Source organism: Streptomyces sp. NBC_01474, from assembly GCF_035918215.1.
Classification (GTDB): domain Bacteria; phylum Actinomycetota; class Actinomycetes; order Streptomycetales; family Streptomycetaceae; genus Streptomyces; species Streptomyces aureus.
The window spans coordinates 9,599,782-9,616,603 of sequence record NZ_CP109449.1 but is presented as its reverse complement, the minus strand read 5'-3'; the positions used below and the strand labels follow the sequence as shown (position 1 = coordinate 9,616,603).

Here is a 16,822-nt window from a genome sequence, read left to right as displayed (position 1 = left end):
GCTCGGCCGGCCGCGGGTCAGGGCTCTTCCGGGCCCTCCTCATCGATTTCGAACCAGACCGTCTTCCCCTCCGGTTCAGGGCGGATGTTCCACCGGTGAGCCAACACGTCGAGGAGTACGAGGCCGCGACCGGAGGAGGAGAGTTCGCCGGGGGCGCGCCGGTGCGGGACCTCGTCGCTGCGGTCGGTGACCTCCACGCGCAGCCGTCGCCGGCCTTGGGCAGCGCCGCTGATCTCGGCCCGAAGGACAGCGGCGTGTTCGGTGTGGATCAATACGTTCCCAAGGAGTTCGGAGACGAGCAGGAGGACCGTGTCGACCTGCTCGGGCCGCGCCCAGTCGTGGAGCAGGCCCTGGAATTCGATCCGCGCGTCGGCCAGTCCCTGGGCCTGATCCTGTTCGAGGGTGAGGCGCAGGTGCCGCCCGGTCCGATTCGCATGCACATCCGACGGATCTCGGCGCAGGAGCAGCATCGCGATGTCGTCCTCCGTGAAGGAGGCGCCGGGCTGGTCGCCCGCCTGTGAGGGGGACGGGGACACGACAGCGTCCAGAAGCCGGTCCGCCAGGCCGTCGAGGTCTTCAGGACCGCCCGGAGTCAGCGCATTGCGCACACGGAGCCAGCCGGAGTACATGTCGTGGCCGCCGGACTCGATGAGACCGTCGGTGCAGAGCATGAGGATCTCGTTCTCGCGCAGGGAGAGGACGCTGACCGGGTAGTCGTCCTCCCCGAGGTCGAGACCGAGGGGCAGGCCGCCCCGCACGTGCTTGAGCAGACAGGTGCCGTCCGGCAGGCGCAGTACGGGATGCGGGTGACCGGCCCGGGCGATGCGCAGGATGCCGGTGGCGGGGTCGGCCTCCAGGTAGACGCAGGTGGCGAAGCGGCCTTCGTCCAGTGACGTCAGGAAGCGGGACGCGCGTACCAGGACGGCGTCCGGGCCGTGCCCCTCGGCGGCGTAGGCGTGGATGGCGGTGCGCAGCTGCGACATCAGCCCGGCGGCCCGCACATCGTGGCCCTGGACATCACCGATCACCACACCGAGGCGCCCGCTGGGCAGAAGAATGCTGTCGAACCAGTCGCCGCCGACCATGAGACCCCCGCCGGTGGGCACGTACCGGGCGGCGACGGTGAGGCCGTCGACACCGGGAGCGATCCGGCTCATGCTGCTGCGCAGGCCTTGGGAGAGCGCGCGGTCCGCCTGGCCGTCGTACGACTGCTCGATGCTCTGGCTGAGCAAGCGGGCCATGGTCACCAGCAAGGGGCCCAAACCGTCGGCCATCTGTACCGGGGCGTCGAAGGCCGCCATCCACACGCCGGTGAGCTGGTTGTACGTCGTCAGGGGCAGGAAGGCCCAGGCCTCGTACCTCTTCTGTCCGCCGAGCTGCCAGGCGGACGGGAAGCGATCGCGATACTCCTGTGGGGAGGCCAGGAAGACGGGGCGCCCGGTCCGGGCCACCTGCGCGGCCGGGTGAATCGTGCCGAGAGGCAGTCGGAGCGCGTCGTCCTCGCCGTCGCGGAAGCCGATCTGGCCCACGCACTTCAGGACTTCACGGTCCGTCCGGAACACCGCCTGACCGCACAGCGGCAGGCTGGCGTCGGCCAGTTGGGAGATCAGGGTGAGCGCCTCCCCGAGGGATGTGGCCTGGGCCAGGGCGTGCCCCGTCACGAGCAGGTCGGCTCCGCGGTGGCGGATCCGCCCAGCCACCTTGCCGGATCCGCCGATGGTCGGGCCCGCCAAACGGTTGAGAGTCGCGACCTGGCGCATCTCGACGTCGTACTCCTCGGAATTGCCGTGCTCGCGCCCGCCACCCACCTGCGGCACTCCCGTCTACTCGGCGCACTCTGCCTTCCCGCTCCCCCCATGTTCCGTCGATCAGCCCTACCTCGCCTGCTCACTCACGTCCCGGCGCCCTGCGACCTCCCGATCCGCGTCGAACGCGTTGACGGATGCGAACCGGCGGGACGAAGATCGACAGGCTTGGCTCCGACCTCGTTGTTGAGGTTCAGTCATGGCTGCGGTGAGTCGGCCCTCTCATGCGATCCGAGCCCCGGAGAAGGCGAGACGTCGAGGACATCACCCTCTGCTGCTGCCCACCCGGAACGGCGGGCCGACAGCGCCCGCTGCGCCATCGGGACGACCACAGCGGGTCCTCCACGTCCGGTGCACCGACCCCGGTCCCGCGAGCATCACCCGAGCCCGCACACCGACCCCTCGGGGCTGTGCGGGTCAATGCGCCGGCTTCCCGACACGGATCAGGCGTTCGGCGATCGCCAGGTGACGGCGTGCTCCGACTCGGTCCAGAGTTCTCGCCTGGTTCGTCAATCTCATGTGGGTGGCTGGTTCTCAACGAGGCAGCCGGCGAGATCGAGACACGGCTGCATCCGCGTCGCACGGACGCTGCATCCGCGTCGCACGGACGCTGCATCCGCGTCGCACGGACTGATCCCAAGGGCTCAACGCCAGCCACCTCGTCATCATGCACGGCCCCAACCACCGAACCGGCAAGCGGCCGTATGACGACGGGCCGTTCGACCCTGCAGACGTCGTCGAAGCGGCGGCGGAGCGGCTCAGGGCCGACGACGCGCGAGGATGATCCCTCCCAGCTTGCTCTCGGCGGAGGTGAGCGTCTTGTGCGTCTCGACGGCGAAGCCGGCTTCGCTGAGCCACTCGATCATCTGGTCATGCTGCCGGCGATGGACATGGACCTTCATGGGGTGCCCGCCATAACCCTCGGTCTTCAACTTCGACTCGTCGCCGACATGGAAGCCGAGCAGGAGCGGCCCACCGGGCCGAAGCACTCGACGGAAGTGCGTGAGAACCGAGCTGATCTCGCCGTCAGGAATGTGGATCAGCGAGTACCAGGCGACCAGACCGGTCACCGAGGCATCAGCCAAGGTGAGGTCCGTCATCGAGCCGAGATCGAACCGCACACCGGGCTGATCACGACGGGCCACATCGATCATTCCCGGTGACAGATCGATGCCGAACGCGTCCAGGTCCAGCTTCCGCAGGTGACCCGTGATCCTGCCCGTCCCGCACCCCACGTCCACGACCGGCCCGCCGCCTTGCGCGAGAACCAGCTCGGCAAACAGGGCCAAGACCGCCCGTTCTTCAGGTGTTTCGTCCAAGAGGTGACGTGTCAGCTCTGCGTAACTCGCAGCCACGGTGTCATAGGACGTCCGCGTATCTGCCAGCCAGTCATCTGTGTTCGGTCCCAGCTCCACCGACCGAACGCTACCCAAGACATCAAGCGGCGTGACAGATCAGTTCCGGCGCCGCCTCCCCACCGCCGGCGCGCTGGCCCGGCCTCACCGCGGCATGCGGTGCCGGCGAAGGATTCACCTTCACCTAGCTGGTGTACGCACGCGGCGGAGCCGCGACCGTGCGGATTTGCCTCGCCAAACGCGCCTCAGCGACGGACTACCCGGGCTACCTCAAGTGCGGGCGCTACCGGCGCTGAGCCCGCGTCGCGCGAAGGCTCCGCTCAAGGCCAAGTCGCAGGTTCTACCGACAGCGGAGGCTACGCCTTCCGCGAGTCCGCGATCTTGTCCAGTTCGCGCATGGCCTCGGCGTGTGCGCTCATGCGCCTGCTCAGACTGCCGCTCGTGAACAGTGCCACGCCGGCGGCCGACACCGGCACGGACAAGCCGAGTACGGCCAGAGCCTCGGGCCAGTCGCGTTCGTTCTGACACCAATCACCGTTCTGCAGGCCTTCGTTGGCCGTACCGCGCTCCGTCAACAACCGTGATGCGCACTCCTGGGGGTAACGGTCGCCCGGCTCCTCATCGACCTGGTACGGGATGAGGAGCAACACGGCACACCATGTCCACAGAAGGGCCGCCAAGGCCAACAGGCCGACGCCCCAGGCGCGTATCCGACTGGCCCGGTCGCGGAAGTCAAGGTCGTACTCACGTGATCGCATGGCGGACGAATCTAGCAGCAGCTTCTCGCCGCTCCTGGCGCTTGCTGCGGTTGTGACCTGCGCGGCTTTCCCCGCCGGCCACCACTTGACGAGGAGTCGTCTGGTCGCCGGCGGGGACACCGCGTTGATGCTTTGGGGGTGGCTGCTCGATGGCCGCCTCGGCAGCGGGAGCTACGGAAGGAGCACGATCTTTCCGTGGGTGTGCCCGCGTTCCAGCTCGCGGAACGCGTCTCGCACCCGTTCCAGCGGGTAGGTACGGGCGATCCGCACCTCCAATTCCCCGCACGCTGCAAGCCGGGCCAGCTCGCCGAGCACGACCGCGCACGCCGCCGAGCCTTCTCCGTAGGTCCGCGCGCCGACCCTGGCCGCAGCCTGCCAATCGCGGATCGTGTTGATCCGCTCGGGCCGCACGCCCAACTCCACTGCCAGCTCCACGTAGCCGTCGCCGAACGTGTCGATGAACGCGTCGACGTTCCCTCCGGCGGCCTGCCGGATCCGCTCGGCCGCGCCTTCCCCGTACTCGACCGGGACGACACCACGGTCCTTCAGCCAGGCATGGTTCCGCTCGCTCGCCACCCCGATCACCGTGGCGCCGCGCCGCCGCGCGAGTTGTACGGCAAGCGACCCGACGCCGCCCGCCGCACCGGACACCACGACCGTGTCGGCCGGCCCGGGGTCCACCGCGAAAACGGTGGCGTACGCGGTCGTGCCGGCCACGTACAACGACCCGGCCACGTCCCAGGGCAGCTCCTCCGGACGGGAGACCACGTTCACGTCGTCGACCACTACGAACTCCGCGTGGCTCGCTCTGTCATGTGTGAAGCCCAGGACCTCATCGCCCACCGCGAAGCCGCGCACCTGCGCGCCGACCTCCACCACGACGCCGGCCAGGTCACTGCCCTGTCCGGTGGGGAACGCAGCCGGCCAGCGTTCGTGCCGCGCACCCTTGCGGATCATCACCTCGCCGGGCTGGATCCCGGCCGCGCGGACCTCGACCAGCACCTGCCCGGGGCCGGGCGTCGGGCGCTCCACCTCCTCCACCCTCAACACATCGATCTCGCCGTACTCGTGGAACCGCACTGCCTTCATGGCGTGATCACCGCCTTTCGTCGTTCGGACAGGCCCTGGACCACGAGGTACGCCGAGCGGGCCTACGTCTTCCACGGCATCGTCACCGTCGCCACGATCGGGCTCTGGCTTGGTCTGCTTGGTCCATGATCCGCCGGACAGAATCTGGCGGTGAGGCTCTCGTAAATCGGTGGAGCTGCGCCGCTGCGCGCCATTACCGTGCTGCCGGACCAAGTCGCCGAGGCAAGGACGTCCCGTTGTACACCGTGTGAGACCTCCCGAGTGCTGATTCGTCGCGCGTCGCGCTTGTTGCGCCGCGCTGCTTCTTGCTGCGGACTTCTCACTGAAACCGGTGTACTTCTGTGCTCAATAATTGGGTTGTCATGCCCACCTGCTTGCCGCTCGTTCTCCGCCGTTGCCACACGTGCGCGTCCCAGCGCTTCCGGGCAAACGGCAAATTCCGCGTCAACGCAAACCACAAGCTCCTCGACGTCTGGCTCCTCGTGCTCTGTACCGCTTGTGGGGCAACGACAAAGCTCACGGTCCTGGAGCGGATGAATGTGCGCTCCGTACGGCCTGAACTGCTCGACCGTCTGCACGACAACGACCCGGGCCTGGCCGCCGAGTTGCTCCAGGATCCGGTCGTGCAGCGCCGTAATCGCATCGCCCTCGACTGGGACAACGCCTGGCGCCTCGACACCGGCGGGTCGGATCACCTGGACCGCGAGGTGATCGACGTCTCGGTCCGCTTTACGGCGCGGATCCCTGTCCGGCCGGTGCGACTGATCGCTGAAGGCTGCGGTCTTTCGCGGGCCGAGGCCGGGAGACTGATCGCGGAGGGGAAGCTCGTTTCGGCAGTCCGGCTGAACAGCAAGCTCTCCGACGATTTCACCTTCACGCTCAAACGCTGAACCCTCCTCAAGACCAGGGCCTGTCCGCAAGATGCGCCGGACAGGCCCTGGTTGATCCTGCGGTTACGTCCCGTACGCCGTGCAGACCGACGACCGCATCAAGAGGGTCGCCACGTCAGCGCTGTGGACCTCGGTGGGCTCGGCGTCAGTCGTCGATCGCCTGGTAGAGAGCGGTCCAGAAATCGAGCATGAGATGCACCGGATCCGGGACGGACGCTCCGACCTGGGTGAGCAGGATCCCGGTGAGCCGGTTGACCGGGTCGGCGTAGGTCGAGGCGCCGCTTCCGCCGTCCCAGCCGAACTGGCCGACGGGCGCATAGTCACCGCGGTAGGTGCGCACCGCCATCCCGAAGCCCCAGCCGCCGTGCTGCCCCTGACCGTGGGACACATGAACGTTGTCGACTGCCAACTTGTGCCGGGCGGCGTGCTGTTCGGGCGAGAGCCGGTTGGTGGTCATCAGCTCGACGGCGGGCCGGGACAGGATCCGCTCGCCCTCGTGCATCCCGTGGTTCAGCAGCATGCGGAAGTAGGCGTGGTAGTCGTCGGCGGTGGAGTTCAGTCCACCGCCGCCGCCCTGGAACGCCGGAGGCGTGCTGTGGCGCCCCGTCGCGGCCTCGTCCCAGACCTGGAACTCTCCGGTCACCGGGTCGGGGGCGTACAGGGGCGGCAGCCGGTCGAGCTGGTCCCCGGGCACGTGGAAGCCGGTGTCCTTCATGCCCAGCGGCTCGAAGATCCGCTCGCGCAGGAACGACTCGAACGACTGGCCCGTGACCCTGGAGACGAGCACGCCGACCAGGTCGCTGCTGATCTGGTACTGCCAGCGCTCTCCGGGCTGGTGCATCAGCGGAAGCGTGCCGAGACGGCGCATCCACTCGTCCTGCTCGGGCATCGGCGTCGGCAGGTTGGGGGTGATCCCCTGCTCGAAGACCGCGTTCATGATCGGAGTGCCGATCACCGTCATATCCATGCCGAGTCCGAACGTGGAGGTCAGCACGTCCCGTACGGTGATCGGCCGCCGCGCCGGCACGGTCTCGTCCAGCGGGCCGTCGAGCCGTTTCAGCACCTGGCGGTCGGCCAGTTCCGGCAGCCAGCGCTCCACCGGGTCGTCGAGGCGCAGCCTGCACTCGTCGAGCAGGACCATCGCCGCCGCGATCGAGACCGGCTTGGACGTCGAGGCCATGCGGAAGATCGTGTCGCGGCGCATCGGTGCGCCGCCGTCGTGACGCATCGTCCCGATCGTTTCGACATGTGCCTCGTCGCCCTTGCTGAAGAGGGCGACCACACCGGGAATCTTCCCTGAGTCGACATGCCGGGCCAGCACGTCGTGCACCCTGTGCAGCCCTGCCTTGGAGAAGCCGCTGTTGGACATGGTGGTGTGCTCCTTTGACTGAGAATGAGAGAGCGGACGGTCAGCAGCCGAGCCGGTCGGCGATCACATCCAGCACTTGCCGCAGATCGCGTGCCATGCGGACCCGAAGCCCGATCTCGGCGATCCCGGCGGCGAATCCCGGGTGGCCGGGAAGGACCCGGTGGACGCGATGGGTCACCCGGGTGCCTGCGGGACAGGCGCTGACGGCGTGCACCCCGGCGTACCAGCTCTGCACCGCCACCCTTGACCGGTCCCGGTCCACGTGGATCTCCAGCGGCTCCACCGGCCCGGCGAACTCGGCGTGATAGGCGCCGGCGCCGGACCCGGCCACGACGGTCATCGCCCCCTGCCGAGCCGCCGAAGCGCGGGCCAGCAGCAGCAGGTTGTCATCGCCCACCCGCCCCTCGGCTACGGCGAGCAGGAGCTCGGCGACCGCGTCGACGGGCGCGCCGAGCGTCCCGTCGACCTCCCACCGGACGGGCAGGGCATCCAGCCCGGTGAACAGGGAAGGCGTCGTGTGCATGGCCAAGAGCGTTGATCCTGCGCCCTGTTCAAGGCAAGCCGTGTCACGTCACATGGGACGCGGGACATCCCCCGACACCTGGCTGACCTGCACTGCCACGCCGACGGGCGGCCGTTGCAACAGTGTCCCGGGACGGAACGGAACACCCGCGCACCACCCGGGCCGGGCTCAGGCCCGCGTGGACGTACCGCGCGCGTGCCCACGCAACAGGCGGATGCTCGCGCGGGCTTCGTCGGCGAGAGTGGGAATGCCCAGCTTGACGGCAAGCCCGAGGGCGCGGTCGAGGTGCCGCTCCGCCGCAACGGGATCACCTGCGAGCCGGCATGTCTCGCCGTATGAGGTCAGCACACCTATGGCGTACTGCTGCTCCCCGGTCGCCTCGATGATGCGGAGCGCCTCCGCGTGCACGGCCAGCGCCTCTGTGCCCCGGCCGAGACGCCGAGTGGCCACGGCGGCGTTGGTCAGGCTGACCGCCTCGAAGATCTGGTGACCGGTCGCCCGGCTGTGCGCCACCGCCTGCTGTGACAGTTCCAGCGCGACCTGGACGTCGCCGAGCCCGAGCGCGGCACCGGCCAGCTGGTCCAGGCACATGCGTTCGAGTTGCAGGTCGCCGCGCGCTCGCGCGATCCCGATCACCGACAGGACGGCCTCCCGTGCCTGCTCATAGCGTCCGTCCCGGACCAGCACCAGGCCCTCGCGCGCCTTCGCCAGCATCCGGTAGACGTCGAAGTCCGCACCCTCCGGAAAGATCACGGACGACTGCCGCAACAGCCCGATGGCGCCCTCGAAGTCCCCTTCCTTCATGCGCAGTTCCGCCAGTTGCTGCAGCACCTCGAACTCGACATGCAGATCGCCGCCTTCAGCGAGCAGCGCCCGCACCGCCTCGAACTCCGGCAGGGCTTCCGCCGGCCGGCCGCCGCGCTGCCGGGCCACACCGCGGTGGAACCGCAACCAGATCAGCGACCGACGGTCACTCAGGCGTTCCGCTTCGGACAGAGCGGTATCGATCATGTGCTCCCACCGGTCGAGACCACCGCGCCTCATGAAGTAGACGTCCGCGACCTGCGCGAGCCCGATCACGGAGGTGCCCAGTCGCAGCTCGGTGGCCTGGGCGAACACCGCCTCGATGTTGGGCCATTCGCGATCCAGCCAGGCGAGCGCGTCTGTCGCGCTGTGCATCTCGGGGACGAGTTCGGGCGGGTGGGTGATCGTGAGCGGCAGCGGTGCGGTCTCGTGCAGGAGCGCCCGGTCCGCCGCGAGCACGCCGCTCAGGTAGTAATCGGCCAGCCTGGCGATCGCCTCCGCGTCGTCGGGCTCGGCGTCGTCAGCACGAGCCGCCTGCCGCAGCAGGTCGTGGAGCCGGTAGCGGTTCGCGGTCGGCTCCTGGATCAGATGGGCGTCGACCAACTCCTCCAACAGAGCACGGGCGTTGCTCCACGGGATGCCGGCCAGCGCGGCGGCGCCGTACACGCAGATGTCGGTTCCCGAGACCCGGCCCAGCAGCCGGAACATGCGGCGCTGGGCCGGGTCGAGCTGCCGCAGCGACATCTCGAAAACGTCCGACACCGCCAACTCGCCCTCGCGCAGCCGTTCCACCAGGGTGTCGAGCGTCCACGCGGGCCGGTGCCGCAAGCGCGCGGCGGCCACCCGGATGGCCAGCGGCAGGTTCCCGCACCGGCGCAGCACCTCACCGACATCACCAGGACGAGCTCCGCCCGCGGACTCGACGAACAGCGCCGCCGCCTCCTCGGTCGGCAGGACGTCCAGCGAGATCGGCAGGACGCCGTCCAGCTGCACCATCCGCCGACGACTGGTGATCACGACGAAACTCTGACCGGCACCGGGGAGGAGATCGCGCACGTGATCGGCGTCAGCGGCGTTGTCCAGCAGCACGATCGCGTGCCGTGCAGCCAGCTCCGACCGCCACAGCGCGGCCCGCTCGGCGACCCCGTCGGGAATCCTGCCTGGCGGCAACCCGAGCGCGGCCAGCAGCACACGCAGCGCCTCCGCCGGCCCGACCGGCTCCCGGCCCGGAGTGAACCCGTGCAGGTCCAGATAGAGCTGGCCACCTGGGAAGTCGACGGTCAGCCGATGCGCGGCGTGTACGGCCAACGCCGACTTGCCCACCCCGCCCATGCCATCGATCGCCACCACCGAAGTGTTCCGCGCGGCGCCGAGTAAAGCGTTCAACTCCTCCCCGCGCCCGGTGAAAGCGGTGATGTCGTGCGGCAGGTCATTGCGCACCGGCGCCGGGGCAGCCGCGCTGGTACGGGGCCCGTCCTTGGCCCGCTCCCACACCTCGCGCAGTGTCCTGGGGTCATGACCGGCTGACTTGCAGAGCGCCACCACCGTCGGCCAGGGCGGAACGGCCTGTCCGGAGAAGTAGCGCGACAGCGAGGAACTGCTGACGTGGACGTCGCGGGCGAGCTCGCGCAGGCTCCGTCCGGTTGCGTCACGCAGCTGAAGCAGCCGCCCCGCCAACTCCTCACTCACACTCGCAAGCCTTCCCCCAGGAATCACGCGCTGATACTAGATGGAGTGGGGTGAGGCGGTGTCTTGATTGCCTGTACCTGCGGCCGAGCAGTTCATCGGCACACGATGCCGACATCGAGGGTGGGCGCCCGTCGGCCGACCCAGGCTCTGGGCGCCCGGAAGGCTGAGAACGGCCCAGGCTCTGCGTATTGGTTCACAGGCTGCGGACCAGGCCGCCGTCGCAGCGCAGGGCGGTCCCCGTGATGTACGAGGCAGGGGCGCCGCACAGGAAGGCGGCGAAGGCTCCGAACTCGGCGGGGGTGCCGTACCGGCCCGCGGGGATCGTGGCCCTGGAGGCGGCCTCGACCTCGGTGACGGGGCGCTGCTCTCGTTCGGCCCGTGCGGCGTCCAGCGCCGCCACCCGGTCGGTGGCGATCCGCCCGGGCAGCAGCAGGTTGACGGTGACTCCGTCCGCCGCCACCTCGGTGGCGAGGGTCTTCAGGTACGCGGCCAGGGCAGCGCGTCCGGCGTTGGAGAGGGCGAGCCCCGGCAGCGGCGCGGCGATCCCGCTGGAGCCGATCGCCAGGATGCGGCCCCAGCCTCGGCGCCGCATCGCGGGCAAGGTCAGTGCCACCAGACGCTGTTGGGCCAGCAGCAGCGAGTCCACGGCCGCGGCGAGGTCGCCGGTGTCCAGGTCTGCGGCAGTGCCTGGCCGCGGGCCGGGTCCGTTGAGGATCAGGATGTCAGGGTCGCCGTAGGCTTCGCGGGCCGCCTCGACCAGTGCCTGCGGCCCGCCCGGGGCGGACAGGTCGGCCTGTACTGCGACCGCTTCGGGCAGTTGGGCGGCGATCTCCTTGGCGAGCTCGCCGCGTCGCCCGGCCACCACGACCGAGGCGCCTTCGGCGGCCAGCGCTTCGGCGACCGCGCGGCCCAGGCCGCCGGTGGAGGCGGCGACCAGTGCGACACGGCCGCGGATACCGAGATCCATCAGTGCACCTCCTTGGGCAGCGCGGCGAGGTGCCGTTCCAGCTGCGGGACCAGGGCCTCGGGCAGCGGCGGGGCCGGCGGCCGCACCCCCGACTCCGTGATCAGTCCGCGCCGCCGGATGGCCTCCTTGCGCAGCGCAAGCCCGATCCCGGCCTGGGCCTCGAAGTTCACCAGCGGCAGATACGGCAGGTAGGCCTCCCGGGCCGCGTCGTGTCCGCCGCTGCGCCATGCCTCGACGCAGGCGATCAGGCCCTCGGGCCAGGAGAAGCCGGTCATCGCCCCGGCGGCGCCGGCCGCCAGTTCGTCGAGCAGGCCAAGCCCGCCCAGGCCGCCGAAGACCGGCACGTCGAGTTCGGCGGTGAGTCCGGCGACGGCCGCCGGGGTGGGCGGCGCCTCGGCCTTCACCGCCACCGCCGAGGGGACCGCGTGGACGGCGCGGACCAGGTCGGCGGTGCGGATGGCGACCCGGCTGGTCTCCGGGTAGTCCTGGACCACGATCCCGGCGCCGGTGGCGTCGTGGACCGCGTTGAGGTGGGCCGCGACCACCTGCGGATCGGGCGAGTTGACCTGCACCATCAGTCCGGCGAGGCGGTCTCCGACCACCTCGCTGACCAGCCGGGCCTCGTCGAGCACGGGTGCGGTGGCGAGTCCGGTGACACCGACGACCAGCGGTAGGCCGACCGTGTCGACGACCGTCTCCAGCACCGTGCGGCGCTCCCCGGCGGTGAGCCGGGCGGCCTCGCCGAAGACTCCGAGCACGGTCAGACCGGTGGTGCCGATCTGTTCGTAGTGCTCCACCAGCCTGGCCAGGCTCGGCTCGTCCACCTCGAGGGCGGAGCCGAGGAAGGGTGTGGCAACCACACCCCACACACCGGGTGCGAGCTTCTCGGGCATCAGTGGGCTCCCCGCTCCCCTCATCGTCCCGGCCAGACCGGCGGCCGCTTCTGCTGGAAGGCGAGCACGCCCTCCTTGCCGTCCTCGCTGTCGAGCGCCGCCATCAGCGCCGGGGTACGCAGCTTGTGGGCGTCCTGCGGCGAGAGCTCGCTCCCCCGCTGGACCATCTGCTTGATGGCACGCAACGAAGTGGGGGCGCAGGCGAGGATGTCGGCGACCCAGCGGTCGACGGCCTCGTCCAACTGCTCGGCCGGGACCACCTCGTTGACCAGGCCCATCCGCTGCAGCTCTTCGGCGGAGGCGCGACGGCCGGTGAGCAGCAGCCCCATCGCCTGGGTGTGCGGCAGTCGACGGACCAGCTGGAAGACCCCGCCGTCCAGCGGGATCCGGCCGACCCTCGGCTCGGTGAGGCCGAACCGGGCGTGGTCGGCGGCGATGACGATGTCGCAGCCGAGGACCATCTCCATGCCGCCGCCCAGGGCATAGCCGTTGACGCGGGCGATCACCGGGACGTCGAGGGTGGTGCGCAGGCCGAGACCGCCGAAGCCGTTGGGGTCGAGGCCGGACCAGTACTCCAGACCGGTCTTCTCCACCGCGTCGGCGGACATGTCGGCGCCCACGCAGAACGACCGCTCCCCCGCACCGGTGACGACGACCACCCGGACCTCGGGGTCGGCCTCGATCTCGGCCCAGATCTCGCCAAGACGGGTGTTGGTCTTGATGTCCACCGCGTTGAGCACGGCGGGGCGGTCGATGGTGACCCGGGCGATGTGCCCGTCCCGGATGTAGCGGACCTCGTCGGTCATCGCAGCACCTTCTTCTGGCGGAGCAGTTCGATCTGCTCGGCGGTGTAGCCGAGTTCGCCGAGTACGTCGGCGCCGTGCTCGCCGAGCCGCGGCGGGACGCGGCGGACCGTGGCGGGGGCGGCGGAGAGGTGGAGCGGGGCGTTGAGGGCGCGGATCCGGCCGGCGACCGGGTGGTCCATCTCGACGATCATGTTGTTGACCGCGGTCTGCTCGTCGTCGAGGGTCTCCTCGAGGCTGCGCACGGGGGCGCAGAGGATGTCCTCGTCCTCGAGCCGCTTGACCCAGTGGTCGGTGGTGTTGCCGGCCACGGCCTCGGCGAAGATGCGCTGCAGCTCGGGGCGGTGGGCGAACTGCAGGTCGAGGGTGGCGAACTCGGGGCGCTCGCCCAGGTCCTCGTCGAGTTCGAGAGCGCGGCTGATGTGGTGCAGCGGGTTGGCCTTGAAGCCGCCCACCATGATCAGTGCGCCGTCCGTGGTGGGGAACACCCCCGTCAGCGGCATCGCGGCCCAGTTGATCTCGGAGCCGCGGTTGAGCTGTTGGCAGGCCTCCTGCATCTGCATGTGGAGCATCGAGTCGTACATCGACACCTCCACCTTCTGCCCCTCGCCGGTGCGGTCGCGGTGCAGCAGGGCCAGCAGGATGCCCTGGAGCAGATGCATCCCCGTGGTGTAGTCGCAGAGCGTGGTGGGGTAGAGGGTGACCGGGTCGTCCTCGGACACCCGGCGCCACATCACTCCGCTGTATGCCTGGGCGATCGCGTCCTGCCCGCCCTTGTGGGCGTACGGGCCCTCGGTGCCGAAACCGGTGCCGGAGGCCCAGATGATCGCGGGGTTGACCGCACGCAGCGCCTCGTAGCCCAGGCCGAGGCGTTCCATCACCCCCGCCCGGAAGTTGCTCACCACGACGTCGGCGGAGCGCACCAGCTCCTGCACGGCCCGGCGGCCTTCCTCGGTGCGGGTGTCGATGGCGATGCTGCGCTTGTTGCGGTTGATCGACAGGAAGATGGGGTTGTCCAGGCCGGCCTCGTCGGGGATCGAGGTCCGGGAGATGTCGCCGGTGCCGGGGCGCTCCACCTTGATGACGTCAGCGCCGTAGTCGCCGAGCATCTGGGTGCAGGACGGGCCCATGAAGACCTGGGTGAAGTCGATGACGGTGATGCCGCTCAGCGGCTGTGCGACGGCGGTCATGCCACGGCCTCCTCGGTCTGGTCGACGGTCGCGCTCTCGGCGACGGTCGCGTTCTGCGCGGGTACGTCACCGGGGTCGGCGCCCTGCTCGCGCATCCGGCGCTGGATGACGGCCGGGTCCACGTCCCGCACCAGGACGCCCTGCTCCACCGCGGTGGCTGCGGCGATGCCGGCTGCCTGGCCCATGGCCATGCAGGGCGGTATCTCCCGGGACATCCGCTGTGCCTCGGGCGTGGCCGAGTAGTGCCGTCCCGCGACCAGCAGCTGGTCGACGTCGCGCGGCAGCAGGGCTCGGTAGGGGGTGTAGTAGTCGCGGCCGCGGGAGACGCTGTCCGCGAAGTGACGGCGGGAGGTGACATCGTCCTTGGTGACGACGTACTCGCCCTGCAGAAGCCTGGTCTGACGGACACCCATCTGTTCGGCCACGTCGAGCAGGTAGGCGTTCTTGAAGCCGGGCAGGTCGGACTTGATGGAGTCGAGGACCGCGCCGATCCGGGCCCGGGCCTCGAACTCGGCCTCGGTGAGGGAGACCGGGTCGGTGCCGTCGAAGCCGGTCAGGTGCGGCGCGTTGCACCACACCACACCGGGTACGGGCGTCTTGAGCCACCACAGCTCCCAGGCACCGCCGAGCAGCCGCTTGATCTTGCGGTTGATGGCGCGGGCCTCGCGCGGGTTCTCCTGCTCGAAGCGCTCGGCTGTCGCGGTGTCCACTCCGCCGAGCCGGAAGACGAGGGTGACGAGGTAGTTGTCCTGGGCGTAGGAGGCGCCCGCCCGGGAGGCGACGTCGATGTCACCGGTGGTGTCGATGACCACGTCGCCCATGACCGCCTGCGGGCCGGACTTGGTCTCGCAGACGACACCCTTGACCGCACCGTCCTGGACCACCGGCCGGGAGAACCAGCTGTGCAGCCGCAGATTGACCCCGCTCTCGCGGACCAGGTCGTTGGAGACCCGCTTCCAGCCGTCCGGGTCGAACGCGACGGCGTAGCAGATCGGCTTGGGGTTGGTGTGGGAGTGGAAGTCGAAGGCGCCCCAGCGCCCCCACTTGGCCCACATCTCCGGCGAGGAGTAACGCTCCTCGGCCGGCGGATAGACGGCGAGGCCGAGCTTGGCCATCCGCTCGACGTACTCGTCGACGATGCCGGTGACGGTGATCTCATTGCCGTTGATCATGTCGTCGAGGACCAGGACCATGCCGCCGGAGGCCAGGCCGCCGAGGGCCGAATAGCGCTCCAACAGGGTCACGCTTGCCCCGGTGCGGGCGGCGGCCACGGCCGCGCTGACACCGGCCGGTCCGCCGCCGACCACGATCACGTCGGATCGCTGGACCACGGGTGCCTCGACGGCATCGAGAGAGACGGTCTGGGGCATCTGGCTTCCTTTCAGTTCCCGACGCGGACGGTGCCGCGGCGGAGGACGAGCGTGTAGAGCAGGACGCTGAGCAGGCACAGGACCGCGCCGTAGACGGGGAACGCCCAGCCGGCGCCGAGGTCTTGGAGCCACAGCAGGAGGTAGGGGGCGGTGCCGCCGAAGCCGGCCACGCCGATCGCGTAGCCGAGGCCGACGCCGGTGACCCGGCAGCTGGTCGGCATCAACGTGGCGGCGACGGTGTTGTAGAGGCCCATGGTGAAGGCCAGCACCGGGGCGCCGACCAGCATCACCACGGTGAACATCGCCATGCCGGGCCGCTGGTAGGCGAGCACGATGAAGATCACCGGCACCACGGCGAGCCGCGAGGCGATGAAGGTACGGGAGATCCGCTTGTTGTCGGCGAGCCGGCCGACCAGCGGATAGAGCACGGCGACGCAGATCCCGGCGAGGGTGGAGACCAGGAAGACATGGTCCGAGTTCTCGTGGTGGGCCGAGCGTGCCAGGTTGGGAAGTCCGGTGGTCCAGGTGTACTGGATCGCCTGGGCGCCGGCCACGACGAAGATGATCGTCAGGAGCGCAAGCCGGTGCCGCCAGACCTCGGCCCAGACCTCGCCCACCCGGGCCGGCTCGGCCTGCTTCTCGCCCGCGGTGTGCAGCGTCTCCGGCAGGGCGCGGCGCAGCCACAGGAAGACCAGGCCGCCGACGGCGCCGACCGCGAACGGGACGCGCCAGCCCCAGGAGGCCATGGCGTCGGGCGCGATCACCGAGCTGGTCAGGAAGCAGACCAACGACGCGCCGACGATGCCGACTTGGACGTAGGTGCTGATGGTGGTGCCGAACCGGGCGGTCCTGCCCTCGGGTGCCAGTTCCACGATGTACGCGGAGTTGAGCGGCGCCTCGATGCCCGTGGACAGCCCTTGCAGAATGCGGCTGGCCAGCAGGATGACACCGGCCCAGACGCCGATGCTCGCATGGCTGGGAAGCAGCGCGATGACCAGGCTGGACATCACCATGGAACCGATGGAGAAGAGCATGACCGAGCGCCGGCCGATCCGGTCGGCCAGAGTGCCGAAGACGATCGCGCCGAGCGGCCGGGCGGCGAAACCGACCGCGAAGACGGCCAGGGCGGACATGGTCTCGGACACGGAGCTGCCGGACGGGAAGTAGAGCGGACCTATGTAGGAGGCCAGCAGCCCGTAGACCATCCAGTCGTACCACTCGACGGCGTTGCCGCCGCCGAGAGCCAGCAGAGCACGACGGTGGGAGAGGGAGGGGTTTCCGGTGGCGACAGGGGTTCTGCCGATGAGCGATGCCATA

Annotated in this window: 14 protein-coding genes and 1 pseudogene; 1 reads left to right on the top strand and 14 read right to left on the bottom strand. The window is 69.8% G+C overall.

Translation table 11 applies throughout. The features are described from left to right. Window positions 1-17 precede the first annotated feature (17 nt). From OG758_RS43965 to OG758_RS43950, 4 genes are all read right to left on the bottom strand, one after another. Window positions 18-1,817: an ATP-binding SpoIIE family protein phosphatase gene (locus tag OG758_RS43965; protein ID WP_326715024.1), complete on the bottom strand. Its 1,800-nt coding sequence runs from the start codon at window positions 1,815-1,817 to the stop codon at window positions 18-20. A 746-nt stretch (window positions 1,818-2,563) separates the two neighbouring features. Beyond that, window positions 2,564-3,220: a class I SAM-dependent DNA methyltransferase gene (locus OG758_RS43960; protein WP_326715023.1), complete on the bottom strand. Its 657-nt coding sequence runs from the start codon at window positions 3,218-3,220 to the stop codon at window positions 2,564-2,566. A gap of 296 nt (window positions 3,221-3,516) precedes the next feature. Then, window positions 3,517-3,918: a hypothetical protein gene (locus OG758_RS43955; RefSeq protein WP_326715022.1), complete on the bottom strand. Its 402-nt coding sequence runs from the start codon at window positions 3,916-3,918 to the stop codon at window positions 3,517-3,519. 171 nt (window positions 3,919-4,089) lie between these two features. After that, on the bottom strand, window positions 4,090-5,007 hold the full coding sequence (locus tag OG758_RS43950; RefSeq protein ID WP_326715021.1) for an NADP-dependent oxidoreductase: 918 nt from the start codon (window positions 5,005-5,007) through the stop codon (window positions 4,090-4,092). 341 nt (window positions 5,008-5,348) lie between these two features. Between OG758_RS43950 and OG758_RS43945 the strand changes: the two genes are divergently transcribed. Beyond that, window positions 5,349-5,897 (top strand): DUF1062 domain-containing protein, encoded by a 549-nt coding sequence (locus OG758_RS43945; RefSeq protein WP_326715020.1) that lies wholly within the window; start codon window positions 5,349-5,351, stop codon window positions 5,895-5,897. 145 nt (window positions 5,898-6,042) lie between these two features. Here the strand turns inward: OG758_RS43945 and OG758_RS43940 are convergent, their stop codons facing one another. From OG758_RS43940 to OG758_RS43900, 10 genes and pseudogenes are all read right to left on the bottom strand, one after another. Next, window positions 6,043-7,266 carry a serine hydrolase domain-containing protein gene (locus OG758_RS43940; protein WP_326715019.1) on the bottom strand — a complete coding sequence of 408 codons (1,224 nt, stop codon included), beginning with the start codon at window positions 7,264-7,266 and terminating at the stop codon, window positions 6,043-6,045. Window positions 7,267-7,306: 40 nt separating this feature from the next. Then, window positions 7,307-7,789 (bottom strand): hypothetical protein, encoded by a 483-nt coding sequence (locus tag OG758_RS43935; protein ID WP_326715018.1) that lies wholly within the window; start codon window positions 7,787-7,789, stop codon window positions 7,307-7,309. A gap of 168 nt (window positions 7,790-7,957) precedes the next feature. Then, a complete protein-coding gene (locus tag OG758_RS43930) occupies window positions 7,958-10,087 on the bottom strand; it encodes an ATP-binding protein (RefSeq protein ID WP_326715017.1) in 2,130 nt (709 codons plus the stop codon). A gap of 15 nt (window positions 10,088-10,102) precedes the next feature. Beyond that, window positions 10,103-10,282, bottom strand: a pseudogene (locus OG758_RS49210) (helix-turn-helix domain-containing protein); the annotation flags it as partial. Window positions 10,283-10,475: 193 nt separating this feature from the next. After that, entirely contained in the window at window positions 10,476-11,249 is a 774-nt protein-coding gene (locus OG758_RS43925) for an SDR family oxidoreductase (protein ID WP_326715016.1), read from the bottom strand. Continuing rightward, complete coding sequence (locus OG758_RS43920; RefSeq protein WP_326715015.1) at window positions 11,249-12,142, bottom strand: dihydrodipicolinate synthase family protein; 894 nt, start codon at window positions 12,140-12,142, stop codon at window positions 11,249-11,251. The genes OG758_RS43925 and OG758_RS43920 overlap by 1 nt, the downstream gene beginning before the upstream one ends. Window positions 12,143-12,162: 20 nt before the next feature. Further along, complete coding sequence (locus tag OG758_RS43915; RefSeq protein WP_326715014.1) at window positions 12,163-12,948, bottom strand: enoyl-CoA hydratase-related protein; 786 nt, start codon at window positions 12,946-12,948, stop codon at window positions 12,163-12,165. Further along, window positions 12,945-14,135: a CaiB/BaiF CoA transferase family protein gene (locus OG758_RS43910; protein ID WP_326715013.1), complete on the bottom strand. Its 1,191-nt coding sequence runs from the start codon at window positions 14,133-14,135 to the stop codon at window positions 12,945-12,947. Before OG758_RS43910 ends, OG758_RS43915 begins: the two co-directional genes overlap by 4 nt. Continuing rightward, window positions 14,132-15,505: an FAD-dependent oxidoreductase gene (locus tag OG758_RS43905; protein WP_326715012.1), complete on the bottom strand. Its 1,374-nt coding sequence runs from the start codon at window positions 15,503-15,505 to the stop codon at window positions 14,132-14,134. Before OG758_RS43905 ends, OG758_RS43910 begins: the two co-directional genes overlap by 4 nt. Window positions 15,506-15,516: 11 nt before the next feature. Further along, window positions 15,517-16,821, bottom strand: a complete 1,305-nt coding sequence (locus OG758_RS43900; RefSeq protein WP_326715011.1) for an MFS transporter — start codon at window positions 16,819-16,821, stop codon at window positions 15,517-15,519. Window position 16,822: the final 1 nt, after the last annotated feature.